This window comes from Pseudomonas lyxosi, from assembly GCF_047758685.1.
In the GTDB taxonomy this organism is placed as follows: Bacteria; Pseudomonadota; Gammaproteobacteria; order Pseudomonadales; family Pseudomonadaceae; genus Aquipseudomonas; species Aquipseudomonas lyxosi.
Map to the genome: position 1 here is coordinate 1108374 of NZ_CP180481.1, position 25867 is coordinate 1134240.

21 protein-coding genes are annotated in these 25867 nt (G+C 60.3%); 9 read left to right on the forward strand and 12 right to left on the reverse strand.

Going from position 1 to position 25867, the window contains the following annotated elements; all coding sequences use genetic code 11:
* Positions 1 to 29 precede the first annotated feature (29 nt).
* The 5 genes from ACMXYI_RS05275 (at position 30) to ilvD (ending at position 7002) form a co-directional block, all read left to right on the forward strand.
* Positions 30 to 1226, forward strand: coding sequence for a class I SAM-dependent rRNA methyltransferase (locus tag ACMXYI_RS05275; RefSeq protein ID WP_033060516.1), 1197 nt, complete (start codon positions 30 to 32; stop codon positions 1224 to 1226).
* 424 nt (positions 1227 to 1650) lie between these two features.
* Positions 1651 to 2730 carry a SagB family peptide dehydrogenase gene (locus tag ACMXYI_RS05280; RefSeq protein ID WP_415772047.1) on the forward strand — a complete coding sequence of 360 codons (1080 nt, stop codon included), beginning with the start codon at positions 1651 to 1653 and terminating at the stop codon, positions 2728 to 2730.
* A complete protein-coding gene (locus ACMXYI_RS05285) occupies positions 2727 to 3704 on the forward strand; it encodes a diiron oxygenase (RefSeq protein ID WP_415773863.1) in 978 nt (325 codons plus the stop codon). Before ACMXYI_RS05280 ends, ACMXYI_RS05285 begins: the two co-directional genes overlap by 4 nt.
* On the forward strand, positions 3697 to 4902 hold the full coding sequence (locus tag ACMXYI_RS05290) for a multidrug effflux MFS transporter (RefSeq protein ID WP_415772049.1): 1206 nt from the start codon (positions 3697 to 3699) through the stop codon (positions 4900 to 4902). The genes ACMXYI_RS05285 and ACMXYI_RS05290 overlap by 8 nt, the downstream gene beginning before the upstream one ends.
* 258 nt (positions 4903 to 5160) lie before the next feature.
* Positions 5161 to 7002: a dihydroxy-acid dehydratase gene (gene ilvD / locus ACMXYI_RS05295; RefSeq protein WP_415772051.1), complete on the forward strand. Its 1842-nt coding sequence runs from the start codon at positions 5161 to 5163 to the stop codon at positions 7000 to 7002.
* A gap of 186 nt (positions 7003 to 7188) precedes the next feature.
* On the opposite strand, the gene ACMXYI_RS05300 is transcribed toward ilvD, so the two are convergent.
* Positions 7189 to 8244, reverse strand: a complete 1056-nt coding sequence (locus ACMXYI_RS05300; RefSeq protein ID WP_415772052.1) for a haloacid dehalogenase-like hydrolase — start codon at positions 8242 to 8244, stop codon at positions 7189 to 7191.
* Between the two features lie 241 nt (positions 8245 to 8485).
* Between ACMXYI_RS05300 and ACMXYI_RS05305 the strand changes: the two genes are divergently transcribed.
* A complete protein-coding gene (locus ACMXYI_RS05305) occupies positions 8486 to 9877 on the forward strand; it encodes an L-cystine transporter (RefSeq protein ID WP_046045195.1) in 1392 nt (463 codons plus the stop codon).
* Positions 9878 to 9988: 111 nt separating this feature from the next.
* Here ACMXYI_RS05305 and ACMXYI_RS05310 read toward each other — a convergent pair whose 3' ends face one another.
* Positions 9989 to 10501 carry a dihydrofolate reductase gene (locus ACMXYI_RS05310; protein ID WP_415772054.1) on the reverse strand — a complete coding sequence of 171 codons (513 nt, stop codon included), beginning with the start codon at positions 10499 to 10501 and terminating at the stop codon, positions 9989 to 9991.
* 85 nt (positions 10502 to 10586) lie between these two features.
* Here ACMXYI_RS05310 and ACMXYI_RS05315 point away from each other — a divergent pair, with 85 nt between their 5' ends.
* Positions 10587 to 11966, forward strand: a complete 1380-nt coding sequence (locus ACMXYI_RS05315; RefSeq protein ID WP_415772055.1) for a DUF2868 domain-containing protein — start codon at positions 10587 to 10589, stop codon at positions 11964 to 11966.
* The gene (locus ACMXYI_RS05320; protein WP_415772056.1) at positions 11959 to 13335 is read left to right on the forward strand and encodes a GTPase/DUF3482 domain-containing protein; all 1377 of its coding nucleotides are present in this window, start codon (positions 11959 to 11961) and stop codon (positions 13333 to 13335) included. Before ACMXYI_RS05315 ends, ACMXYI_RS05320 begins: the two co-directional genes overlap by 8 nt.
* A 103-nt stretch (positions 13336 to 13438) precedes the next feature.
* Here the strand turns inward: ACMXYI_RS05320 and ACMXYI_RS05325 are convergent, their stop codons facing one another.
* The 7 genes from ACMXYI_RS05325 to ACMXYI_RS05355 form a co-directional block, all read right to left on the reverse strand.
* Positions 13439 to 13996: a phosphonate degradation HD-domain oxygenase gene (locus ACMXYI_RS05325; protein WP_415772057.1), complete on the reverse strand. Its 558-nt coding sequence runs from the start codon at positions 13994 to 13996 to the stop codon at positions 13439 to 13441.
* The gene (locus ACMXYI_RS05330; RefSeq protein WP_415772058.1) at positions 13996 to 15129 is read right to left on the reverse strand and encodes a TIGR03364 family FAD-dependent oxidoreductase; all 1134 of its coding nucleotides are present in this window, start codon (positions 15127 to 15129) and stop codon (positions 13996 to 13998) included. The genes ACMXYI_RS05325 and ACMXYI_RS05330 overlap by 1 nt, the downstream gene beginning before the upstream one ends.
* A gap of 61 nt (positions 15130 to 15190) precedes the next feature.
* A complete protein-coding gene (locus ACMXYI_RS05335) occupies positions 15191 to 16216 on the reverse strand; it encodes a putative 2-aminoethylphosphonate ABC transporter substrate-binding protein (protein WP_129440272.1) in 1026 nt (341 codons plus the stop codon).
* Positions 16217 to 16247: 31 nt separating this feature from the next.
* Positions 16248 to 17972, reverse strand: a complete 1725-nt coding sequence (locus ACMXYI_RS05340; protein ID WP_415772060.1) for a putative 2-aminoethylphosphonate ABC transporter permease subunit — start codon at positions 17970 to 17972, stop codon at positions 16248 to 16250.
* A complete protein-coding gene (locus ACMXYI_RS05345; protein WP_415772062.1) occupies positions 17972 to 19048 on the reverse strand; it encodes a putative 2-aminoethylphosphonate ABC transporter ATP-binding protein in 1077 nt (358 codons plus the stop codon). The genes ACMXYI_RS05340 and ACMXYI_RS05345 overlap by 1 nt, the downstream gene beginning before the upstream one ends.
* Positions 19049 to 19269: 221 nt before the next feature.
* Positions 19270 to 20133 carry a LysR family transcriptional regulator gene (locus ACMXYI_RS05350; RefSeq protein ID WP_415772064.1) on the reverse strand — a complete coding sequence of 288 codons (864 nt, stop codon included), beginning with the start codon at positions 20131 to 20133 and terminating at the stop codon, positions 19270 to 19272.
* 16 nt (positions 20134 to 20149) lie between these two features.
* Complete coding sequence (locus ACMXYI_RS05355; RefSeq protein ID WP_415772065.1) at positions 20150 to 22423, reverse strand: heavy metal translocating P-type ATPase; 2274 nt, start codon at positions 22421 to 22423, stop codon at positions 20150 to 20152.
* An 85-nt stretch (positions 22424 to 22508) separates the two neighbouring features.
* Between ACMXYI_RS05355 and cadR the strand changes: the two genes are divergently transcribed.
* Positions 22509 to 22958: a Cd(II)/Pb(II)-responsive transcriptional regulator gene (gene cadR, locus ACMXYI_RS05360; RefSeq protein ID WP_056738877.1), complete on the forward strand. Its 450-nt coding sequence runs from the start codon at positions 22509 to 22511 to the stop codon at positions 22956 to 22958.
* Between the two features lie 123 nt (positions 22959 to 23081).
* Here cadR and ACMXYI_RS05365 read toward each other — a convergent pair whose 3' ends face one another.
* The 3 genes from ACMXYI_RS05365 to ACMXYI_RS05375 all read right to left on the reverse strand — a co-directional run bounded on the left by ACMXYI_RS05365 (position 23082) and on the right by ACMXYI_RS05375 (position 25772).
* Positions 23082 to 24053, reverse strand: a complete 972-nt coding sequence (locus ACMXYI_RS05365) for a thymidylate synthase (protein WP_033060541.1) — start codon at positions 24051 to 24053, stop codon at positions 23082 to 23084.
* 48 nt (positions 24054 to 24101) lie between these two features.
* Entirely contained in the window at positions 24102 to 24908 is an 807-nt protein-coding gene (gene lgt / locus ACMXYI_RS05370; protein ID WP_415772068.1) for a prolipoprotein diacylglyceryl transferase, read from the reverse strand.
* Between the two features lie 81 nt (positions 24909 to 24989).
* Positions 24990 to 25772: a sulfite exporter TauE/SafE family protein gene (locus ACMXYI_RS05375; protein ID WP_415772070.1), complete on the reverse strand. Its 783-nt coding sequence runs from the start codon at positions 25770 to 25772 to the stop codon at positions 24990 to 24992.
* Between the last annotated feature and the right edge of the window lie 95 nt (positions 25773 to 25867).

Below are 25867 nucleotides of genomic sequence, written 5' to 3' on the forward strand. Positions count from 1 at the left end.
ACTCCCGCTCTTTTTTCCGGAGCGACGTCATGTCCCTGCCTAGCCTGCGCCTCAAAGCCAACGCCGACCGTCGCCTGCGAAACGGCCACTTGTGGGTCTACAGCAACGAAATCGATGTAGCCGCTACTCCTTTGCACGGCTTCAAGGCCGGCGACCAGGCGATCCTCGAAGCAGCCAGCGGCAAGCCGTTGGGCATCGTTGCCATGAGCCCGAACAACCTGATCTGCGCCCGCCTCTTGTCGCGCGACATCAAGTTACCGCTGGACAAGTCGTTGCTGGTGCATCGCCTGAACGTTGCCCTGTCCCTGCGCGATCGCCTGTTCGACAAGCCGTTCTATCGCCTGGTCTACGGCGATTCCGACCTGCTGCCAGGTCTGGTAGTCGACCGTTTCGGCGACATCCTGGTGGTACAGATCGCTTCGGCAACCATGGAAGCCCATAAAGAAGACGTGATCGCAGCGCTGACCCAAGTGATCAAGCCTAGTGGCATTCTGTTCAAGAACGACTCCGCTGCCCGTGATGCCGAAGGCCTCAACCGCTACGTCGAAACCGTGTTCGGCCTGGTGCCGGAGTGGGTTGCCCTGGAAGAAAACGGCGTGAAATTCGAAGCCCCCGTTATCCAGGGACAGAAAACCGGCTGGTTCTACGACCACCGCATGAACCGCGCACGCCTGGCACCTTACGCCAAAGGCAAACGCGTGCTGGACCTGTACAGCTACATCGGTGGCTGGGGCGTGCAAGCGGCTGCGTTCGGCGCCAGTGAAGTGTTCTGCGTCGACGCATCGGCCTTCGCCCTCGACGGCGTCGAGCGCAACGCCGCGCTGAACGGCTTCGCCGACAAGATGACCTGCATTGAAGGTGACGTGTTCGAAGCCTTGAAAGAACTGAAAGCCAGCGAAGAGCGTTTCGACGTGATCGTTGCCGATCCTCCGGCGTTCATCAAACGCAAAAAAGACATGAAGAACGGTGAAGGTGCCTACCGTCGCCTGAACGAGCAAGCCATGCGCCTGCTCAGCAAGGACGGCATCCTGGTCAGCGCTTCGTGCTCGATGCACCTGCCGGAAGACGATCTGCAGAACATCCTGCTGACCAGCGCCCGTCACCTGGACCGCAACATCCAGATGCTGGAGCGCGGCGGTCAGGGCCCGGATCACCCGGTTCACCCGGCCATCGCCGAAACCCGCTACATCAAGAGCATCACCTGCCGTCTGCTGCCAAACAGCTGATTACGCTGGTTTGACGGGGAGCCAGCCGGCTCCCCGTTCTGTTATCTGTTATTGAATTCTCCAACTTCCTACTCCAGCGGTCTTAATGACTTGCAGGACGTTTCGCTTTGTCTTTTATTTTAGCGGACAGAACTTACAAGATTCATCCAACCCTAAGATTGATCCGACAAGATTACTGGAACATTCCTACTCAATCTCCCCTTGATAAGAACTCATTACAAACTATGATTAGGGTGTCACAACGGAGTGACACTCACTATCAATTACAAGGAGTTCAAAACATGAAAGCAATTACTCTGGAAGCCAACAAAATCGCTAACCTGGCTTTTCTGGTTGCGCCAAAAGTCCGCTAAGTAAATGAAACGCTGGGGAGTGCCGGCTACCCAGCGTTTTCTATGGCAAAGACCAGAGTGAGTCGCCAATCATGCAGATAAACCCCTATATATTCATACTTCCTCGCACGCCCGACCAAATAGTCTGGGATTACAAGAACCACAAACAGTTCGAATTGAATTTTGAATATTCAACCCGTCTCGCACACCTTATCGACAACCCTGAAAAGTTTGATGACAACAACATCATAGACACGCAACTCCTGAACGCGGGAATACTCACAACTTCAATACAAGCCCCCCTTGAATGGGGCTGGGATGAACTGTCGAAGATATTTCATATCGGCACCAAGAACATTCCTTGTGAATATGTCCCCCAAGATATTAATGAATGGTCGAGACACTATCTGGACCATTGTGCCGAAGTACTGGCCACTCCTGCCCCGGAGGCCAGACTCACAGAACGCCCGACAAGCGAGCGGATTGCCCTGCCCCCACCTTCCTGTCTGCCGCAAAGCGCACTTGCAAAGATCTTGATCGACCGAAAGACCTGTCGCTCCTTCACGGGTGAAGGGGTCTCCCTCGACGATGTGGGCACTCTTATATATTTCTCCCTTGGTTATCTGCGTGAGCGCGATAACGACATCGACGAAACCATCGCCGAAGGTCTTGGCGCCCGGCGTAGCAGTCCATCCGGTGGTGGGCTGAATGCCTGCGAAGGTTTTCTGCATGTTCAGAACGTCAGCGGCCTGAATCCCGGGCTCTACGCCTACCACCCCGACGAACATGCGTTGAGCTTCGTCAATCCGGTGCCTGACTCACCCTTGGGCCAGTTGTTGTGTGGGCAGCATTTCATCAACAACCTGCCAGTCGGCCTGTTCATCACCGCTCGCTTCGACAAACTGTGGTGGAAATATGAACACTCGCGAGCCTACCGAATGGCTTACGTCGAGGCAGGTCATATTTCCCAGACCTTTCAACTGGTGGCCACCGCACTTGGGTTAAGCACCTGGCTGACCGGTGCGTTGGCGGACGATCAGATCGAAACGTTGCTGGGGATCGAAGACAGCGCCGAACAACCGTTGTTTTTTGTGGGCTGCGGTCAGAGTGACGGGCAAGTGATGTGCAAGGAATTGAAAGCACTGCTAAGCAGCCGAGGCTCACAACAATGACCGAGCCCCGTACAGGCGACCTGTCACTGCCCGACGCCTGGGCACAGCGCTTCACCCTCGGCGACTGGAACACTCGAGCCTCGGTACGAACCAGCGAGCACACCTATCAATTGCCATCAAATCTGGAACGGCAACTGGAAACACGACACTGGTTCCCGCCCGCCTTTCTGTCCTACCTGAATCACCCGGCCATCGAAGCAGCCGGCAGCGCGATCACCCATCGATTATCAGCCAACCATCTGGTGTATTTCCTCGACTACACCACCCGGCTCGAACATCGGATCGTCAACCGCTCCGTGGAAACCATCGTCCACGATGAGCTCGGTGCATCTATCCCCCGACGGATGAAAACGGCCGCCCTCCAGCTCTATACCGATGAGGGTTATCACGCCCTGTTCTCCAATAGTCTCGCCGAGCAGATTGCCGACCTTTACGGCATGACCCAACGCCCGGTGCTACCGCACCGCATTACCCGACTGAACGCCCTGCTTGACCACGCACCTGACAGGCATAAGGCGCTGGCCTGGTTTCTCGTTGGCTTCGTGTCCGAGACCATCATCGCTAGGGAACTGCTCGAGGTTTGCCGCAACGAGTTGGTGTCCAGCGTCCAGGAAATGCTCAGGGACCACCTCACCGACGAGGCCCGACACAGTCGTTACTTTTGCGAAGTGTTCCATTATCTGTGGCTGACCCTGAACAGCAGCCAACGCACGTTCGCCGCGAAGCTGCTGGTGGACATCATCCTGATTTTCTTTGAGGTCGATGAGCGATGGTTGAAGGAAAGCCTGAACAGCGTGGGCCTCAGGGAGAGTTGCGTCGCAGAAATCCTCAGGGCCCTGACCGGCCCGCAAGCCTGCCTACAGCGCGCCCGATCAGGTGCAGGCGCGACGCTACAGGCAATGGAAAAGGCAGGTTTTTTCGACCTGCCTTTTAACCAGCAGCTCTTCGCACAGGCAGGACTTGTCGATGGATGAAGGAAAATCTGCGGTCAGTGTCAAACACCGCCGCTCTGCGATCACCCTATTAATGACCATGGTGATGCTCGGGGTCTTCCCTCTGGATGTCCTGCTGCCATCGTTCCCGGCGCTGGCCGAACACTTCCGGACCACGCCAGGCGACATCGCGTTTTCCATCAGCCTGTTTGCCATCGGGATCGCACTTTCCCAACTACTGGTCGGGCCGCTCTCGGATGTCATCGGGCGCAAAAGTCTGCTGCTGGCGGGAATGGCGGTCTCGATTGTCGGTGCGACTGGTTGCGTGCTGTCCACCGACTACGCCTGGTTCCTGATGTTCCGAGTAGTACAGGCCATCGGCTGCGGTTGCTTCGTACTTTCACAGGCGCTGGTCCAGGACCTGTTCGACGGCAAGGAGCGGGATCAACTGCGGATTCTGATGGTCACCGCCAGCGGGATCTTCATTTCCGTCTCGCCACTGGCTGGCACCCTGTTGCAACAGGCACTGGACTGGCCCGCAAGCTTCATTGTCTTTATTGCCCTCGCCGCCGCCGTGTTCCTTAAGGCCTGCTTCTTTCTTGATAACCGGCACACCGCCACAACCCCGCGCCGAAGCATTCTTCAGTCCTACCGGTGCGTCTGTCGCGATGCGGGTTTCCTCGGCTATTGGCTGATCGCCGCAATCGCCTTCACCTGCCACTTTTCCTTCATTGTCATCTCGCCCCTGATCTTCATGGAGCAGTTGCAGCTTTCGGCCTACGAGTTTTCCCTGACACTGCTGCTGTATGGCGTGGCCTACATCATCGGCGGCATTGTCGCTCGAGTCCTCGATGGGCGGATCTCGCCCAATACACAGATCATCGTCGGCCTGGGCCTGATCTTTATTTCGGGGCTGGTGATGCTCTTACTCTCAAACCTGCTGGGGCTTTCTACCCTGACGGTGCTGATCCCGATGATTATTTGCACCGCCGGCACAACCATCGCTCGCCCTGTTGCCACCTCCAAAGCAATGGAAGTGTTCCCGGACATGGCCGGCACCTCGGCGTCGGCCGGGAACACGCTGGTCTTCATCTTCGGCGGGTTAATCAGCGCCCTGATCACCCTGAGCGCAACCCACCCCCAAACGACTCTGGCACTGAGCTTCCTCGTCCTGAGCACTACCGGCGTTTCCCTCAACACACTGATCACACGTCGGCGGCTGGCGCTGAATCGCGGGTGATCACTGCCGGTCGTCATCCCACACACCCAGTCAGCGCCGGTTCAACATCTTCCGGCATTCCCTCCTGACGCCAGCCGTGTAGAATCGCGACATTCATCGCCAGTCATCCCCCGGCGGGTTTATGAGCTCAAGCTGAAGCGCGCGGCGATCCCGCAAAGTTATCGGCAACTTCCGGACACACGGCCATTTCTGAGTGTTCCAGACGTCAATAGAAGCTCACTTCCCTTTTGATACCTGATTAGCCGCCCGGAGTGCTTCATGCCTGATTACCGCTCGAAAACATCCACCCATGGCCGCAACATGGCCGGCGCCCGCGCACTGTGGCGCGCAACGGGGATGAAAGATGACGACTTCAAAAAGCCGATCATCGCCATTGCCAACTCCTTCACCCAGTTCGTACCGGGCCACGTCCACCTCAAGGACCTGGGCCAACTGGTCGCCCGCGAAATCGAACGCGCCGGCGGTGTCGCCAAAGAATTCAACACCATCGCCGTGGATGACGGCATCGCAATGGGCCACGACGGCATGCTGTATTCGCTGCCGAGCCGCGAGATCATCGCCGACTCCGTCGAGTACATGGTCAACGCCCACTGCGCCGACGCCATCGTCTGCATCTCCAACTGCGACAAGATCACCCCAGGCATGCTGATGGCCGCCCTGCGCCTGAACATCCCGGTGATCTTCGTTTCCGGCGGCCCGATGGAAGCCGGCAAGACCAAACTGGCCAGCCACGGTCTCGACCTCGTCGACGCCATGGTGATCGCCGCCGACTCTAGCGCTTCTGACGAGAAAGTCGCAGAGTACGAGCGCAGCGCCTGCCCGACCTGCGGTTCTTGCTCCGGCATGTTCACCGCCAACTCGATGAACTGCCTGGTTGAAGCCCTCGGTCTGGCATTGCCGGGCAACGGTTCGACCCTCGCGACCCACAGCGATCGCGAACAACTGTTCCTGCAGGCCGGCCGCACCATCGTCGAGCTGTGCAAGCGTTACTACGGCGACAACGATGAGTCGGTATTGCCGCGCAACATCGCCAACTTCAAGGCGTTCGAAAACGCCATGACGCTGGACATCGCCATGGGCGGCTCCACTAACACCATCCTGCACTTGCTGGCCGCGGCCCAGGAAGCCGAGATCGATTTCGACCTGCGCGACATCGACCGTCTCTCCCGCCACGTGCCGCAACTGTGCAAAGTCGCGCCGAACATCCAGAAGTACCACATGGAAGACGTGCACCGTGCCGGCGGGATCTTCAGCATCCTCGGCTCGCTGTCCCGTGGCGGTCTGCTGCACACCGACCTGCCGACCGTGCACAGCAAAACCCTGGCCGAAGGCATCGCCAAGTGGGACATCACCCAGACCAACGACGAAGCGGTGCATCACTTCTTCAAGGCCGGTCCGGCGGGCATCCCGACGCAAACCGCGTTCAGCCAGTCGACCCGTTGGGAAACCCTGGACGACGACCGTGAAAACGGCTGCATCCGTAGCGTCGAACACGCCTACTCGAAAGAAGGCGGCCTGGCCGTTCTCTACGGCAACATCGCGCTGGACGGCTGCGTGGTGAAAACCGCCGGCGTCGACGAGTCGATTCACGTGTTCGAAGGCAACGCGAAGATCTTCGAAAGCCAGGACAGCGCCGTACGCGGCATCCTCGCGGACGAAGTGAAGGCCGGCGACATCGTGATCATTCGTTACGAAGGCCCGAAAGGCGGCCCGGGCATGCAGGAAATGCTGTACCCGACGTCGTACCTGAAATCCAAAGGCCTGGGCAAAGCTTGCGCCCTGCTCACCGATGGCCGTTTCTCCGGCGGCACCTCGGGCCTGTCCATCGGCCACGCTTCGCCAGAAGCCGCTGCCGGCGGCGCAATTGGTCTGGTGCAGGATGGCGACAAAGTGCTGATCGACATTCCGAACCGCTCGATCAACCTGTTGATCAGCGACGAAGAAATGGCCGGCCGTCGTGCCGAGCAGGATCAGAAAGGCTGGAAGCCTTTGGAAAAACGTCCACGCAAGGTGACCACCGCGCTGAAAGCCTACGCCCTGCTGGCGACCAGCGCCGACAAGGGTGCCGTGCGTAACAAGGCAATGCTCGACGGGCTGTAAGCGTCAGTCGCAGAAATAAAAATGCCCCGCCATGTGCGGGGCATTTTTTTGACCAAAATTCCCCAAACATAGGAGATCAACTGTAGGAGCGAGCCTGCTCGCGATAGCGGAGTGCCAGGCAACATCTATGGTGACAGGCACTTCGCTATCGCGAGCAGGCTCACTCCTACACTGGATTTTCGGTGCTTACTGGATTTCTGCCGGCGTCACAATCACCCAGTTCTTGTCCGCCGTAACCTGCAACCCTTCCTTGGCCTGAGCTGCGGCGTGCTTGGCCATCATGCCGTTAATCTGGGTCATGTATTTGTCTTTGCGGTTGACCCACAAGTGGATGCCGCCCTTGGCCACGTCGACATCGTGGAACAGCATGTAACCATCGCTGGTCGGCGTATCGCCGCCCACCAGTACCGGTTTTTTCCACTCGTCGATGTAGGTCAGGATCGCCGCGTGCTTGCCGGCCATCCAGGTCGCCGGGGTCCACAGGTACGGGGTCAGTTCGAGGCCAAGGTTAGCCTTCTCGTCATACTTGCCTGCGGTGATCTGCTTGCGCGCCGTGGTCAGCTCGCCGGTCTTCGGGTCCTTGAGCAACAAGCTCACGCCGATCACGTTCTGCGGTTTCACGTTGTAGCCGTACTTCGGATCGGCGGCGACCATGCGTACCAGTTCTTCGGAGGCGGCGGTCATCACGTAGACCTCGATGCCGTTCTCCATCAGCTTGTTGTACAGCTCTTTCTGGCCAGTGAAGATTTTCGGCGGGTTGACGTCGAGGTTCTTGACCACGTCGCCTTCGTAATACGTCGCCGGCACCGGTTTACCGGAAGCCATCAACTCATCGACGTAGCCTTTGAGTTCCTGGAGGGTGAAGCCGGAGAACACTTGCGCGACCCATGGGTAGCAAACCATATCGTCGACTTCGCAGAGGCGATAGTAGTAGCTGAACAGGCTTTCCTTGTGGTCCGCGGTGTCTTTGAACGGCATCAGTTTCAGGGAGGGGTCGAGCTTCTCGCGGGTGATCAGGCCCTTGTTTTCCATGAACGGCAGCAACGACTCTTCGAGGTCGTAGCGGTAACTGGTGTTGTCCATGTCGAACACCGCGTAGTTACCTTTGTTGGCGTTGGCGGCAATCATTGCGTCCAGCGCCTTGGCCTGATCGGCTGGCCAATGCTTCAAATCCGTGGCGAATACCTGGCCGGCAAGGCCCAGGCAGAGTGCTGCGGCCAGAAATTTCGGTGCTAGCTTCATTGACGCTTCTCCCTGATTCAAAGATATCGACGCTAACAAATTAGTGTGACAGTCCCCATCTGCCTGCGACCGCCCTCGTCCCTTTCGCGTCAGCTGCATCTCCGACAACGACACCCTCTTATTCCAAAAACGACAGTTAACAGACCTTTTTGATATTAAATCATTAGTTTTCAAGCTGTTAGGCTTGCCGGTTCGCAGCTGCCCCGGAAGGTGGCTGGCACAAGTCTCTCTCGGAGTTCACATGAATCTGCCGCTGATCCTCAATCTGCTGGTATTCCTCGCCCTGCTCTTCGGCTTGGCGCAAACCCGTCACACGACGTGGAGCTTAGCTAAAAAAGTCCTGCTCGCATTAGTGTTGGGCGTGGTCTTCGGTGTGGCTCTGCACACCGTTTACGGTGCCGGTAACCCGGTATTGAAAGCCTCGATCGGCTGGTTCGATCTGGTGGGCAATGGCTACGTGCAGTTGCTGCAAATGATCGTGATCCCGCTGGTGTTTGCCTCGATCCTCAGCGCCGTGGCCCGTCTGCACAACGCCTCGTCTCTGGGCAAGATCAGCTTCCTGACCATCGGCACGCTGTTGTTCACCACCGCCATCGCGGCCCTGATCGGTATCGGCTTGACCAACCTGTTTGGTCTGACCGCCGAAGGCCTGGTGGCCGGCACTCAGGAAATGGCCCGTCTGCAAACCATCCAGACCGACTACGCGGGCAAGGTTGCCGACCTGAATGTGCCGCAGCTGTTGCTGTCGTTCATTCCGCAAAACCCCTTCGCCGACCTCGCTCGCGCCAAGCCGACCTCGATCATCAGCGTGGTGATTTTTGCTGCGTTCCTTGGGGTCGCGGCGTTGCAACTGCTGAAAGATGACGTGGAGAAAGGTCAGAAAGTGATCAACGCCATCGACACCCTGCAAGCCTGGGTGATGCGTCTGGTCCGCCTGGTGATGAAGCTGACTCCGTACGGTGTATTGGCGCTGATGACCAAAGTGGTCGCCGGCTCCAACCTGCAGGACATCATCAAACTCGGCAGTTTCGTGGTGGTTTCCTACATCGGGCTGGGCCTGATGTTTGTGGTCCATGGCCTGCTGGTCTCGGCCGCCGGGATAAACCCGCTGCGCTTCTTCCGCAAGATCTGGCCGGTGCTGACGTTTGCCTTCACCAGCCGTTCCAGCGCTGCGACTATTCCGCTGAGCATCGAAGCCCAGACCAGCCGTTTGGGTATTCCACAATCCATCGCCAGTTTCGCCGCGTCGTTCGGCGCGACCATTGGCCAGAATGGCTGTGCTGGTCTGTACCCGGCGATGTTGGCGGTGATGGTTGCGCCGACTGTGGGCATCAATCCGCTGGACCCGTTGTGGATCGCGACGTTGGTGGCGATTGTGACGCTGAGTTCGGCCGGTGTGGCCGGCGTGGGCGGTGGCGCGACGTTTGCCGCGTTGATCGTGTTGCCGGCGATGGGCTTGCCGGTGTCACTGGTGGCGTTGCTGATTTCGGTTGAGCCGCTGATCGACATGGGCCGTACGGCGTTGAACGTGAGTGGTTCGATTACCGCCGGTGCGATCACCAGCCAGATCATGCAGCAGACCGATAAAGAGCTGTTGGATGCGGATGAGCATTCGGAGTTGGCTCACGCTTAACCCGTACTGATCGTTCCCACGCTCCCGCGTGGGAATGCCTCAAGGGACGCTCCGCGTCCAGTGACGCGGAGCGTCACGGGCTGCATTCCCACGCAGAGCGTGGGAACGATCTCAGGTGCGCTCCCACACCTCAAAGTTGTACGCCGGCTTATCCCCTTCGGCCGGATTCTCGGTGTTCGACACCAGTTTCCACTCTTTCAAATCAAACTCCGGAAACCACGCATCCCCTTCCGGGCTCAGCGCCACGCGCGTCAAATACAACCGATCAGCCTGAGCCATCCCCTGCGCATACAACTGCGCGCCGCCAATCAGCATCAGCTCATCGACGCCCTGTTCCCGAGCCCACTCTTCGGCCCGAACAACGGCAGCCTCCAGCGACGGATAAACCTCCGCGCCTTCCAGCAGCAGATCCGCCTGACGGCTGACCACGATGTTCAACCGGCCCGGCAACGGACGACCGAGGGAATCCCAGGTCTTGCGACCCATGATGATCGGCTTGCCGAGGGTCGTGGCCTTGAAGTATTTGAAGTCCCCCGGCAAGTGCCAGGGCATGCTGTTGTCGACGCCGATCACACGGTTTTCACCGAGGGCTGCAATCAGGCTGAGGGGGAGTGATTTAGTCATGCCGGCGAGGATACCAGAGCCTCCCGTACCCCGATAAGCGCCACAGCGGTTATGCTCACCACTGAATTGAGCGACGGGATGCCGCGTGACTGAACTGACTCCACTGCAAAACCTCTGGCTGACCGAGACGGTGCGCCTGCGCGAAGAACACGCCGGTCCCCTGGATGATCTGGAAGCCAACCGACTGGCCCGCAGCGCGGGCGGTGATCTGCCGACACGCATTCAACGCCGTGCCCTTTGGCTGGCCGAGCGCGATGGACTGACCAGCGCCCTCAAACATTGGCTGCAAGGTGCGCGGCTGGCACTGTTGGTACTGGCTGTTCTCGCCGTTGCCAGCGGCGCCGGCCTGGCGTTTGCCGCGCTGGGCGACGGACAAACCCCAGTGAATGTGTTCTGGGCCTTGGGCAGTTTGCTTGGACTGAACTTGATTCTGCTACTGAGCTGGGCGTTGGGCCTGGTCTTCGCTGGCGAACACGGCACCACCCTCGGCCGCTTATGGTTATGGCTCAGCGAAAAACTCGCTCGCGATGCCAAAGCCGCACAACTGGCGCCGGCCCTGCTGCTCTTGCTGCAACGACAGAAACTCAATCGCTGGGCGGTCGGTGTACTGGTCAACGGTTTGTGGTTGTTGGCGATGCTCAGTGCGCTGGTGATGCTGTTGATGCTGATGGCGACCCGGCGTTACGGCTTCGTCTGGGAAACCACGCTCCTGGGCGGCGACACCTTCGTCGCCATGACCCAGGCCCTCGGCGCCCTGCCGGCCATGCTTGGTTTCAACGTACCGACCGTGGAGATGATCCGCGCCAGCGGCGATGCCGCGCTGAACATCGAAAGCGCCCGTCAGGCCTGGGCAACATGGCTGGTCGGCGTGCTGGTGGTCTACGGTGTTTTGCCGCGACTGTTGCTGGCGCTGTTCTGCCTGTGGCGCTGGAAAACCGGGCAAGCGGCATTGCGTCTGGATTTGAACCTGCCCGGTTATGCCCAGTTGCGCGAACGGCTGATGCCGACCAGTGAACGCCTGGGCATCAGCGACGCGGCGCCAGAGCAACTGCACCGTATTGAAAGCGGCGTCAGCGACCTGCAAAGCGATGGCGCGTTGTTGGTCGCCATCGAGCTGGACGATCAACGTCCATGGCCGCCGCAATTACCGAAAACCGTGGGCAACGCCGGGATTCTCGACAGTCGCGAATCGCGCAACAAACTTCTCGAACAGCTGAGCCGTTTCCCCCCGGCCCGTATGGCCATCGCTTGCGATCCGCGCCGTTCGCCGGACCGCGGAAGTCTGGCATTGATCGCCGAACTGGCCCGCAGCGCCAGCGCCACGCGCGTCTGGCTGCTGCAAGCTCCGCCGGGCGAAGCGCTGGATGCCGAAAGGCTGGGTGACTGGCACGTGGCGCTGCAACAGCTGGACCTGCCGTTCGCCGATTGCGCGCCGTTGAACTGGCTGGAGAGCGGTCATGACTAATCCCTGGAAACCGCCCTTGAAGCTCGCCGTGGTCGGCCACACCAACGTCGGTAAAACCTCGTTGCTGCGAACGTTGACCCGAGATGTCGGCTTCGGCGAAGTCTCCCATCGCCCCAGCACCACTCGACACGTGGAAGGCGCACGGTTATCGGTAGACGGCGAGCCCTTGCTCGACCTTTTCGATACCCCGGGCCTGGAAGATGCCATCGCCCTGCTCGACTATCTCGAACGTCTTGAACGGCCGGGTGAACGCCTCGACGGCCCGGCGCGTCTGGCGCGCTTTCTTGAGGGCAGCGAAGCCCGGCAGCGTTTCGAACAGGAAGCCAAGGTGCTGCGGCAACTGCTGACCTGCGACGCCGGTCTCTACGTGATCGACGCCCGGGAACCAGTGCTGGCCAAGTACCGCGACGAACTGGAAGTGTTGGCCAGCTGCGGCAAACCACTGCTGCCGGTGCTGAATTTTGTTAGCAGCGCCAACCACCGCGAGCCGGACTGGCGTGAAGCACTGGCGCGTCTGGGCTTGCACGCCTTGGTGCGTTTCGACAGCGTCGCACCGCCTGAGGATGGCGAACGTCGACTGTATGAAAGCCTCGCGCTGCTGCTGGAAAACGCCCGCCCGCAACTGGAACGCCTGATCGCCGATCAGCAAGCCCAACGCCAGGCCCGGCAACAGAGTGCGGCGCGGCTGATTGCCGAATTATTGATCGACTGCGCCGCGTGCCGGCGCAGCGTGGTCAGCGAAGCCGAGCAAGAACAGCAGGCTATCAACGAACTGCGCAAAGCGGTTCGACAACGGGAACAACGCTGCGTCGAAGCGCTGCTCAAGCTCTACGCCTTCCGTCCGCAGGACGCGGCAGCCAGTGATCTGCCATTGCTCGATGGCCGCTGGGGTGACGACCTGTTCAACCCGGAAACCCTGAAACAACTCGGCGTGCGAGTCGGTGGCGGTATCGCGGCCGGCGCGGCAGCCGGGGCCGGGGTCGACTTGTTGGTGGGTGGCCTGACCCTTGGCGCGGCGGCACTCGCCGGCGCAATTGCCGGCGGCGCCCTGCAAACCGCGCGCAGTTATGGCAGTCGGTTGATGGGCAAGATCAAGGGCCAACGGGAGCTGACCGTCGATGACGGCGTGCTGCGACTATTGGCATTGCGTCAGCGGCAACTGCTGCAAGCGCTCAATGCGCGTGGGCATGCGGCGATGGACAGCATTCAGGTCGCCACGCCACAGGACAAGACCTGGCGCGAAGGCAAACTGCCCGAGGCACTGAACAAGGCTCGGGCGCATCCGCAGTGGTCGTCGCTTAATCCGCATCCGAAGTTGAATCAGGCGGAGCGGCAGGAGCAGATTGAGGTATTGGCGCAGCAACTCTGAGTTGATCGTTCCCACGCTCTGCGTGGGAATGCCTCAAGGGACGCTCCGCGTCCAGTGACGCGGAGCGTCACGGGCTGCATTCCCACGCAGAGCGTGGGAACGATCATGCAGCCAGCAGGCGCAACGCCTTTTCTTTCAAGAGACCAAGATCAATCACCGGCACGCCCATTTCCTTAGCCTGTTCATCCCACTGGCGCATCCGCAAACTCACCGCACACAACGGGTCCTGCTCGAAGGCTGCAGCCTCGGCTGCGGTCATTACCCCACCCTGATACTCCAGGGTCCGGCGACTGGCTTCACTCAATCGCTCGTAGTACCCCGGTTCCTTGAGCGTCAGATAACGCTTGGCCTGAACGTGGTATTCCACAAGCCGCGCCATGCGCTCGCTGAAACCTGCGCGGCGTAAATAATCCGCGCCCAACCGCTCGTGACTGACCACGCCGAAGCTGCCCATGTTCTCGGCACTCTCTGCGCAGATATGCCCGATGTCGTGGAAGAACGCGGCCAGCACCACTTCGTCATCGAAGCCCTCGGCCATGGCCAGTTCGGCGGCCTGGGACATGTGCTCGATTTGCGACACCGGCTCGCCGATGTAATCGCTGTCGCCAAAGCGCTCGTACAGACCGAACACCTCGGCGATCACTTGCTCATTGCGGTCCATCAACGCTCTCCCAACAACGTCGCTACGTTGCGTTCAGCCATCGCCGGCCCGACGCTCATGCCGACACCCGTGTGCATCAGCGCCACGCTCACGCCCGGCATCGGACGCAGGAACGAGAACGGCCCCGGTCCCCGTGAACCATAGACACCCTGCCAGCGTTCGACCACTTGCACCTTGCAACCCAGGGTGTGTTCCGCGAGCTCAATCATCCAGTTGTCCACTTGTTCGGCATTGAACGGTGATGGATCGCTGCCGTAGTGATGAGAGTCGCCGATGATTAATTCGCCATAAGGAGTCGGGCTGATCAGCAGGTGAATGCCGTGTTCATGCAGGTGCGGCGCGTCCCGCAGGATTTGCGCCTGCACGGCGGCGGCCTCCGGAAGATCGGCAAACGCGCCGTAGTGCACGCAGCTCAAACCGGTGAGCAACGCGTGTTGCAGGTTGAGATTGATCTGCGGTCGGGCGCGAAGCATTTGCAGGCGGCAGATTTGCGGGTTGAGTTCGGCGATTGGCTCGGCCAGCAACGTCTGATAATCGTGACCGGAACAAACGATGATCTGTTCGGCACTGAAGGATCCGGCGGTGCTGTGCAAGCGGCCCGGTTCGATGTCGCGCACCAGCGTGGAGAAGTGAAACGCGACGCCGAGTTCGCGGTGCAGGCAGTCGACCAACGCCGGAATCGCTTCACGGGAATACAGTTGCTGATCGTCCATCCCGTGCAACGCGGCGCGATGATGGCTGAATTGGCCGCCGTACAAGTCGCGCAATGCAGCGCCGCGCAACAGGTCGACGCGGTAACCGTGTTCCACGGCGCGACCGGCGCAGAAGGCTTCCAGCAGGTGTTCTTCGGCTTCGGTGCGGGCAAACAGATACGAGCCGTTGCGCTTGAGTTGCAGACCGACGAGCTGCGCCCATTGGCCCCAGATCTCGCGGCTGACCTTGGCCAGTTCAAGCATCGGGCCCGGTGGTTGGCCGGTGACCAGGGCCTGGCCGAAGTTGCGTACCGATGCGCCCAGAGGCGTTTCGCTGCGTTCGAAAACGGTGACCTTCAGACCGCGCTTGGCGGCGGCATAGGCGTGGGACAGGCCGAGAATGCCTGCGCCGACGATCAGCATGTCGTTGTGTTGTGTCATGGAGTTCCCCCAATGATCGTTCCCACGCTCCGCGTGGGAACGATCGGTAGATCGGTGGTGCTTACTTGGCAGCCACTTTCTCGGACTTGCCGTCATAGCGTTTGCGCCACTCGGTCAGGATTTCGTCGCGATTCTTCGACGCCCAGGCAAAGTCGTTCTTGATCAAACGCTGCTCATAATCCGCCGGCAATTCGGTCTGCGGCTTGGCGATACCTGGCTGCGCGAGCACCGCGAAGTTCTCTTTATAAAGCTCCATCGCCGCCGGGCTGGCGGAGAAGTCAGCCAGTTTCTTCGCCGCGTCTTCATGCGGTGTGCCCTTGATCACGGCGGTGGCTTCGATCTCCCAGCCCAGGCCTTCTTTCGGCAGGATGATGTCCAGCGGCGCGCCCTGGCGTTTCAACTGAACGGCCGGGTATTCAAAGGAAATTCCGATCGGGAATTCACCCGCCGCCGCCAGTTTGCAAGGCTTGGAACCGGAGTGAACGTACTGGCCGATGTTCTGGTGCAGATCGTCCATGTACTGCCAGCCCTGCTTCTCGCCGAAGGTTTGCAGCCAGGCGCTGACGTCGAGGAAACCGGTGCCGGACGAGGCCGGGTTGGGCATGACGATCTTGCCTTTGTACTCAGGCTTGGTCAGGTCCTGCCAACTGACCGGTTTGCTCAAACCCTGTTTCTCGGCTTCAACGGTGTTGAAGCAAATGGTCGCAGCCCAGACGTCCATGCCGACCCAGGCTGGCGGGTTGGCGGCGTCGCGGTAGTTGCCGCCGATTTTGCCCAGGTCCTTCGGCGCATAGCTTTGCAGCATGCCTTGTTGATCGAGAATCGCCAGGCTCGACGCAGCCAGGCCCCAGACCGCATCAGCCTGTGGGCGGGCTTTTTCGGCCAGCAGCTTGGCGGTGATGATGCCGGTGGAGTCGCGCACCCACTTGATCTCGACATCCGGGTTGGCCTTTTCGAAGGCTTCTTTATAGGTCTTCAGTTGTTCGGCTTCGAGGGCGGTGTACACCGTCAACTCGGTTTTCGCCGCGAAGGCGTTCAGGCTGAAAGCGGTGAGGACAGCAGCGGCCAGGGCCATAGGCTTGAACATGATCTTTTCCTGTTTGAGTTGAGGGGTTGAATCAATGGCCCGGCGCGGTCTGCCGCCAGGCTTGGGAGCGGCGCAGCAAACCGCGCGAGGCCCAGGCCAGCAGCAGGGACACGCCCGCCGAGGTGAACAGAATCAGGGTCGACATCGCCGCCGCGCCGCCGACGTTGCCGGCGTCGTCCATGTTCAGCACCGCCACCGCCGCGAGGATGGTGTCGGGGCTGTAGAGGAAGATCGCCGCCGAAACGGTGGTCATGGCCGAGACGAACAGGTAGCGCACGATGTCCAGCAGTGCCGGCAGGCAGATCGGCACGGTGACGCGCAGGTAATGCCGATACAGCGGCGCCTTGAGCGACAGCGCGGCGGCTTCGAACTCAGCGTCGAGTTGGCGCAACGCGGTGGTGGCGGTCATTTGCGCGGTGGTCAAATAGTGAGCAATGGTGCACACCACCAGCAGCGTCATGGTCCCGTAGAGCACATGCAGCGGGTTGCCGCTGAGGTTGAAGAAGAAGACGTAACCCAGGCCGAGCACCAAACCCGGCACCGCCATCGGTACGAAACTGAGCATGCGCAGTATCAGATTCAGCCCGCGCTGGCCCTTGGTTTTTTCCATCAGGTACGCGCCGGTGAAGATCAGCACGCTGCCGATCAGCGCCGTGCACAACGCCATCTTCACGCTGTTGCCATAGGCCAGCCAGCCGCCGCCCGCCGTGTCATTGAACTGGTAATGATTGAGCGACAACGACAGGTTGTACGGCCAGAATTTCACCAGCGACGAATACACTGCCATGCCGAACACCAGCAGCAACACCGCGCAGATCAGCAGCACGATCGTCAGGTAGCAACCGTCCCGCAGTTTCGACGGCGCCGGTTGAAAGACCTGCGCCCGACCACTCATGGAATCGCCGTGACGCCGACGCAGCCAGGCGTCGACACCGAAGCTGAACAGCGCCGGCAACAGCAGGACCATGCCGATCAACGCGCCGCGACCGAACTGTTGTTGGCCGACCACGGCTTTGTAGGCTTCCAGCGCCAGCACCTGATAATCGCCACCGACCACCACGGGCACGCCGAAGTCGGTGATGGTCAGGGTGAACACCAGACAGAACGCGGCGAACACAGCCTGACGAGTCGCAGGCCAGGTGATGCTACGGAAAGCTTTCGCCGGACTGGCGCCCATGCTGGAGGCGGCATCGAACAGTCGCGCATCCGCCAGGGACAGCGCCGACAGCAGAATCATCAACGCGTGTGGGAAGGTGTAGATGACCTCACCCAGAACAATGCCCCAGAAGCCGTAGATATTGTCCGAGAGCAAACCGCGCAACATGCCCTGGTTGCCGAACAGATAAACCAGCGCAATGCCCGGCAACATCGACGGCGCCATCAGTGGCAACAGCGACATGCCGCGCCAAATGCCTTTGCCCGGTATCAACGTGCGTTGCAGGGCGTAGGCAAACAGGTAGGCCAGCGGTACGACAATCGCCGCCACGCTGAGGGAAACTTTCAGGCTATTGCCGAGCAACCAGTGGAAATTGACACTGGTCACCAATTCACGGGCGGCCACCAGACCGCCGCCCTGCCCGGCTTCCGAGCTGAAACCACGCCAGAAGATCGCCAGCAACGGCATCAGCACCGCAACGCCGAGCAACACCAACAACAGGACCTTGCCACCGACCACGAACACCCGGTCGCCGATTTCGGCACGGGAGGTCTGCCGAACCTGCTTGTGCGGTATCGGCAGCGCAAGGTTCGCGCTCATCAGGCAAACACCTGCAGGCTGCGCGGAGGCAAGGCGACCATGATCTGCTGGGCGCCAAGGCGCGGCATGGCTTCTGGCGCCAGTTCTGCGAGCAGTGCATGACCCGGCAGTTGATCGAGTTCGAAGCTCATGCGGCAGCGGTTGCCGAGGAAAGTGATCTCGCGAACCTTGGCTGGGAACAGGTTTTCTTCATGCACCGGCGGGTTCACGTTGATCGCTTCCGGGCGGCAAAACAGACGACCCGATGCGGCGTTGCCCGAGCCGGCGGCCAGGCGCATGTTCATCCCGCCAACTTGCGCATGGCTGTCGCTGCTGCGCTGGAATGGCAGCCAGTTGCCCTGACCGACGAACTCCGCCACAAACGGCGTGGCCGGGCGGTCGTAGATTTCCTGCGGTGTGGCGTATTGCTCGACCTTGCCGTTGTTCATCACGGCAATACGGTCAGCCATCAACATGGCCTCGTCCTGATTGTGGGTGACCATCAGGGTGGTGATGCCAAGGTTGCGCTGTAGCTGGCGCAGTTCGGTGCACAGATGCTCGCGGACCCGGGCGTCGAGGGCGGACATCGGTTCGTCGAGCAGCAGCAACGAAGGCGCCGGCGCCAGGGCCCGAGCCAGTGCGACGCGCTGCTGTTGGCCGCCAGACAATTGGCCGGGGTACTTTTTCTCACTGCCGATCAGGCCGACCAGCTCCAGCATCTGACCGACACGCTTGCGCACTTCATCGCGACCACTGCCGGCGAGGCCGTAGGCAATGTTCGCTTCGACGGTGAGATTGGGAAACAGCGCGTAGGACTGAAACAGAATGCCGTAGTCCCGAGCCTGAGGTGCCAGGTGGGAAACGTCGCGATCGCCGAGGTATAACTCGCCGCTGTCCTGTTTCTCAAGACCGGCGATGCAGCGCAGCAAGGTGGTTTTTCCGCAGCCCGACGGACCGAGCAGGCACACCAGTTCACCAGCCGCCACATCGAGGGAAACGTTATCCAGGGCGGTGAAGGCGCCGAAGCGTTTCTGCACGCCGCGCACTTTCATCGGAGCGCCGGGGTTGGTCAGGGCAGTTGCGATCGAGTGATTCATGGACAGGCCTCATCAAGCAGATGAAGGCCATCCTAGATTTGTAATGCGTCCGTCATGTGGCAGTGAGGCAAAAACGGCTGATAGTGGTATTCGAGGATTTGGGTTCACCGCCGATCGTTCCCACGCTCTGCGTGGGAATGCCTCAACGGACGCTCCGCGTTCGGCTCTTGGGACGCAGAGCGTCCCGGGCTGCATTCCCACGCGGAGCGTGGGAACGATCATTACGCGGGAGCCATTTCCTGCGCCAACCCCAGAAACGCCGCCGGCAGCCGCGCGCCTTTTCGCTCTTTGAGGCAGTACAAATACTCGCGAATCTGGGGCGCATTCTCGATGGTCAGCACGCGCAGTTGCGGATCATGCGGCACTTCCTGCCGGGCAATGATGCTGATGCCGATATTGCGCAACACCGCCTCACGAATCGACTCACGGCTGCCAATCTCCAGCAGCGGCCCGAAACTCACCCCGGCACTGGCCAGCAATTCCTCGGTCAGGCGTCGAGTGGTCGAACCCGATTCGCGCATCAATAACGTATGCCCGGCCAACGCACTGAGCGGCACATGGTCGTGGACCGCCAGCGGATGATTGCGATGCACCGCCAGCACCAGCGGATCGCTGCCGAGCACCCGGCGAATCAGCCGCGCATCGTCGAGCAACTGCGACGACGCCGCGACATCCACCCGGTAATCCTCCAGCGCTTCAAGTACCTGCTGGGAGTTGCCGATCTCCACCGACACTTCCACCTGCGGCAAGCGCTCGCGAAAGGTCTTCACCAGATCGAGGATGTAATACGGCGCGGTCGCCGCGATGCGCAACGTGCCCTGAACCTGTCCGCTATTGCGCAGGAAAAACTCGATGTCGGCCTCCTGCTGCAACAGCGTCTTGACCATCGGCAGCAACCGCGCGCCTTCATCACTGACACTGAGGCGGCGGCCACCACGGTAGAACAGCTCAACCGAGTACTGACTTTCCAGATTGCGAATCTGCGTGGTCACGGTGGGTTGGCTCAGGCCGAGTTTTTTCGCCGCCAGGGTAATGCTGCCCAGGCGGGCAACCATGTAAAACGCCTTCAGTTCGGCACTCAGCACACCCTTCCCTCATCGTCTATTTGCGCAGCAGGCGCAAACCGTTGAACACCACCAACAGGCTCACACCCATGTCGGCGAACACCGCCATCCACATGGTGGCGATCCCGGCGAAGGTTACCCCAAGAAAGATCGCTTTGATGACCAATGCCAGGGCAATGTTCTGTTTGAGGATGCTTGAGGTTTGCCGTGACAGCCGGATGAAGGTCGGGATCTTGCGCAGATCGTCGTCCATCAGGGCGACATCGGCGGTCTCGATGGCGGTATCCGTGCCCGCCGCCGCCATGGCAAAACCGATCTCGGCTCGCGCCAGCGCCGGCGCGTCGTTGATGCCGTCGCCGACCATGCCGACGTTATGGCCCTGTGCATAAAGGGCTTCGATGGCTTGCAGCTTGTCGGTCGGCAACAGATCGCCCTTGGCCTCGTCGATGCCGACTTGCGCGGCAATCGCCTGAGCGGTGTGGACGTTATCGCCGGTCAGCATCAGGGTTTTGATGCCCAGGTCGTGCAGTTGCTGGATCGCCTCGCGGCTGGACTCCTTCACGGTGTCGGCCACGGCGAACAGTGCCAGCGGGCCGGATTTGTCGAGCAGCAGCACCACGGACTTGCCCTGTTTCTCCAGCGCGAACAGCTTTTCCTCCAGCGCAGGCGAGCACAGGTTCAGGTCTTCCACCAAACGGTGATTACCCAAGTGGTAAACCTGACCGTTAATTTCGCCGCGCACACCGCGACCGGCCAGCGCCTCAAAGTTATCCACAATCAGCGGTGCGAGTTGTTTATCCACAGCCGCGTTGGCAATGGCCAAGGACACTGGGTGATCGGAGCGACCAGCGAGCGATGCTGCAATCGCCGGAGCTGTTGCGTCAGCGGTTGGATCAAGCGACAGATAATCGGTCTGCACCGGTTTGCCGTGCGTGATCGTGCCGGTCTTGTCGAGCGCCAGGTAATCGAGCTTGTAACCGCCCTCCAGATAGACGCCGCCCTTCACCAGAATGCCTTTGCGCGCCGCCGCCGCGAGGCCGCTGACGATGGTTACCGGGGTGGAAATCACCAGCGCACATGGGCAGGCGACCACCAGCAACACCAGCGCCCGGTAGATCCAGTCGAACCACAGCGCACCCATAAACAGTGGCGGAATCACCGCCACCGCGAGTGCAAGGATGAACACCGCCGGGGTGTAGATTTTCGAGAAGCTGTCGACGAAACGCTGGGTCGGTGCCCGCGCGCCTTGGGCCTGTTCCACGGCGTGGATGATTCGCGCCAGGGTCGAGTTGTTGGCCGCCGCGGTTACCGAGTACTCCAGAGAGCCGGCCTGATTGATGGTGCCGGCGAACACTTTGTCGCCGAGCGTTTTCTCAACCGGCAGGCTTTCACCGGTGATCGGCGCCTGATCGATGCTCGAACTGCCAGCCACCACTTCACCGTCCAGACCAATTCGCTCGCCGGGGCGCACCCGCACCCGTGCGCCGAGCTCGATGGTTTTGACATCCCGCTCGATCCAACTGCCGTCGGTCTGCTGCACCGTGGCCTGTTCCGGGGTCATCTGCATCAAGCCGCCAATGGCGTTGCGCGCCCGGTCCAGGGATTTGGCCTCAATCAACTCGGCCACGGTGAACAGGAACATCACCATCGCCGCTTCCGGCCACTGACCGATCAGGATCGCGCCGGTCACCGCGATGCTCATCAGCGCGTTGATGTTCAGGTTGAGGTTTTTAAGCGCGATCCAGCCCTTTTTATAGGTGCCGAGGCCGCCGCTGAGGATCGAGATCAACGCGATGACCGCTACGACCCAGTTCGGTGCAGCGTTGGTGAAGTGGATAACTTCGGCGGCCAGCGCACCAATACCCGACAGCGCCAAGGGCCACCAGGGCTTTTTCTCGGGCGCCGGCGCTGGCGGTTCAGCGCCCTGCTCCAGCGGCTCGGCCTGCATGCCGAGGGACTTGATGGCGTCGATGATCGGCGCGGTGCTCGGCAGGTCATGGGTGACGCCCAACACACGGTTGATCAGGTTGAATTCCAGTTGCTGCACGCCCACGAGTTTGCCGAGTTTGTTCTCGATCAGCGTCTGCTCGGTCGGGCAATCCATGGCGTTGATGCGAAAGCTGCTCAGTCGTGCGCCAGCGGTCGGCGTTTCGCTGAGTTTGATCAGCGACGCTGCCGCCACTTTGGAAGAACAGCAGGAATCCCCGTGGCCGCCATGGTCATGCTTCTGTACGGGCTGCAGCTTGTGGCTGTGATCGTGATCGTGATCGTGATCAGCCTCGGGTTTGTGCGTGTGAAGGGAATCGCTCATTGGGTCGCGTCCGGAAAGGTGCCTGTTGCCAAGTAAAGACCCTGTAGCCACTATAGGGTCAAGCACCCTTTTGGAGATTGCCGTCATGAAGATCGGAGAACTGGCCAAACTCACCGACTGCGCCGTGGAAACCATTCGCTACTACGAGCGCGAAAACCTGCTGCCGGAGCCGGCCCGCAGCGACGGTAACTATCGCGTCTACACCCAGGCCCATGCCGAGCGCCTGACTTTCATCCGCAATTGCCGCACCCTCGACATGACGCTTGAGGAAATCCGCAGCCTGCTGGCCCTGCGCGACAGTCCGCAGGATCAGTGTGAAAGCGTGAATGCGTTGATCGACGAACACATTCATCACGTGAAGGCGCGGATCGATGGGTTGATGGCGTTGCAGACACAACTGCTCGACCTGCGCCAACGTTGCAGCGAAGGGCCGGATATTGATCAGTGCGGGATTTTGCAGCGGCTTGAAGTGAGCGGCGGGGTTGTGGCGACGGAGGTTGAGCATTCCCATGTTGGCCGCAGTCACGGCCATTAAGAACACCACAAAACCCTGTGGGAGCGAGCTTGCTCGCGATGGCGGCCTGACAGTCAACATAGATGTTGAATGTGATGGCCTCATCGCGAGCAAGCTCGCTCCCACAGGGTCAGCGGTAGTTCTTCAGACCGCCATCGGCGCGGTCATTGGGGCATGGTGCTCGTAGCCTTCCAACGAGAAATCGCTCGGTTCGATCAACTCCAGCCATTCCGGCTGATAAACACCGGTCTTGGCAAACTCCGGCACACGATCACTAATCACCAGTTTCGGCATCGGGAACGGCTCGCGCTTGAGCTGTTCATTCAGCATGTCCAAGTGGTTTTCGTAGACGTGGGCATCACCGATGAAATAGGTGAACCAGCGCGGCGTGTAACCGGTCAGGCGACCGATCAGGCTCAGCAGCGCGGCGCCTTCGGTGAGGTTGAACGGCGTGCCCAGGCCCAAATCGTTCGAACGGATGTAGAGGGTCAAAGAAATCTCTTTGGTCTCGACGTTCGGGTGGAACTGGTACAGCAAGTGGCACGGCGGCAAAGCCATTTCGTCGAGCTGGGCGACGTTCCAGCCGTGGAACAGGATGCGGCGGCTGCCCGGGTCTTTGATGATGGTGTCGACGCACTGGCGGATCTGGTCGATCGCCTTGTACAGCACCACGTAAGCCTGACCGTCCTCTTCGCCCTCAGCAATCTGACGATAACCTTGGCTCAGGGTCTGTTCGATGGCGGCCTGGTTGCTGACCGGAATCTGCTTGTACGCCGGCCATTTGCGCCATTGCACGCCGTAGATCTCGCCGAGGTCGTCTTCGCCCTGACGGAACGGGTTGGCCAGCCACTGGGCGTTTTCGTTGGCGTTCTGATCCCAGACCTTGCAGCCCAGCGCGCGGAATTCGGCGGCGTTGTTCACCCCGCGCAGAAAACCACACATCTCGCCGATGGCCGATTTGAAGGCCATCTTGCGAGTGGTGATCGCCGGGAAACCTTCCTTCAGGTCATAACGCAGCATCGCGCCAGGGAAGCTGATGGTGTTCACGCCGGTGCGATTGGCCTGTTTGGTGCCGTTCTTGATGACGTGGGCGACCAGTTCGAGATATTGCTTCATGAGTTACCTGTGTCCTTGAACCCGGGACCGTCGCCCCGGGGTTCGAATTTATACAGCCGCCGCTGGAGCCGCCGGTGCACGGTGATACGCCAGCCAGATCAGAAACAGACCGCCGACGATCATCGGTACGCACAGCACCTGACCCATGGTCAGCCAGTTCCAGGCCAGATAGCCCAGTTGCGCGTCCGGCACCCGGACGAATTCGACGATGAAACGGAAGATGCCATAGAACAGCGCGAACATCCCGGACACCGCCATGGTCGGCCGCGGCTTACGCGAGAACAACCAGAGAATGGCAAACAGCGCGACGCCTTCGAGCGCGAACTGGTACAGCTGCGACGGGTGACGCGCCAGTTGCGCCGGATCGGTCGGGAAGACCATCGCCCACGGCACATCGGTCGCCTTGCCCCACAACTCGGCGTTGATGAAGTTGCCGATACGTCCGGCGCCCAGACCGATCGGCACCATCGGCGCGACGAAATCCATCAGCTGGAAGAACGACTTGCCGTTCTTTTTACCGAACCACAACGCGGCCAGCATCACGCCGATGAACCCGCCGTGGAACGACATGCCGCCCTTCCACACTTCAAAGATCAACAGCGGGTTGGCGATGTAAGCACTCAGATCGTAGAACAGCACATAGCCCAACCGGCCGCCGACAATGACCCCCATAGACATCCAGAACACCATGTCGGAGAGCTTCTCTTTACTCCAGGTCGGGTCGAAGCGGTTCAGCCGGCGCGATGCCAGCAGCCAGGCGCCGCCGATGCCGATCAGGTACATCAAGCCGTACCAGTGGATTTTCAGCGGACCGATGGCCAATGCCACCGGGTCGATCTGCGGGTAAGGCAGCATTGCGACTCCTCGTTAGAGTTGAAACCTTTAAAATTCCCGGGCGACGCTGTCACGCCAGGATTAAGTCAGGATTGCGCTGCGTCAGAGCAGGAAATTCAGGCCCACGCAGAACAGCAAAGCGGCGAACAGTCTTTTCAGCAACTTCGGCGACAGGCTGTGGGCCAGTCGTGCGCCGAGGCGGGCGAAGAACATGCTGGTCAGGGCGATCCCCAGCAGCGCCGGCAAATAAACAAAACCGAGACTATGGGCCGGCAGCAATGGATCGTGCCAGCCCAGAATCATGAAAAATAATGCACTGGACAAGGCAATCGGCAGGCCGCAGGCGGATGAAGTCGCCACGGCTTGCTGCATCGGTACGCTGCGCCAGGTCAGGAACGGCACCGTCAGCGAACCACCGCCAATCCCGAAAATCGCCGAGGCCCAGCCAATCACACTGCCGGCCACGGTCAGACCGACTTTACCCGGCACCGTTCGACTGGCCTTGGGTTTGAAATCCAGCGCCAGTTGCACAGCGATGACCAGGGCGAAGACGCCAATGATTTTCTGCAGGTTGGGCCCGGAAATCGCTTCAGCCGTCAGCGCGCCGAAACCGGCGCCGATGAGAATACCGAGGGTCATCCAGGCAAAAATCGGCCAACGCACGGCACCGCGACGGTGATGCTCGCGGATCGCATTGACCGAGGTAAATATGATTGTCGCCAGGGACGTGCCGACCGCCAGGTGCGTGAGGATCGACGGATCGAACCCTTGCAGCTTGAAACTGTAAACCAGCACCGGAACGATAATGATCCCGCCGCCGACCCCGAACAGCCCGGCCAGCACACCTGCACAGGCGCCGAGCGCCAGATAGAGCAGAAATTCCATGCGCATCCCCAAATGAGAGCGGCATGGTAACGGATGCATGGCCTCAAGCTCCACTGGATGGCGATGGATACCCACACGATGACTGAGTAGAGTGG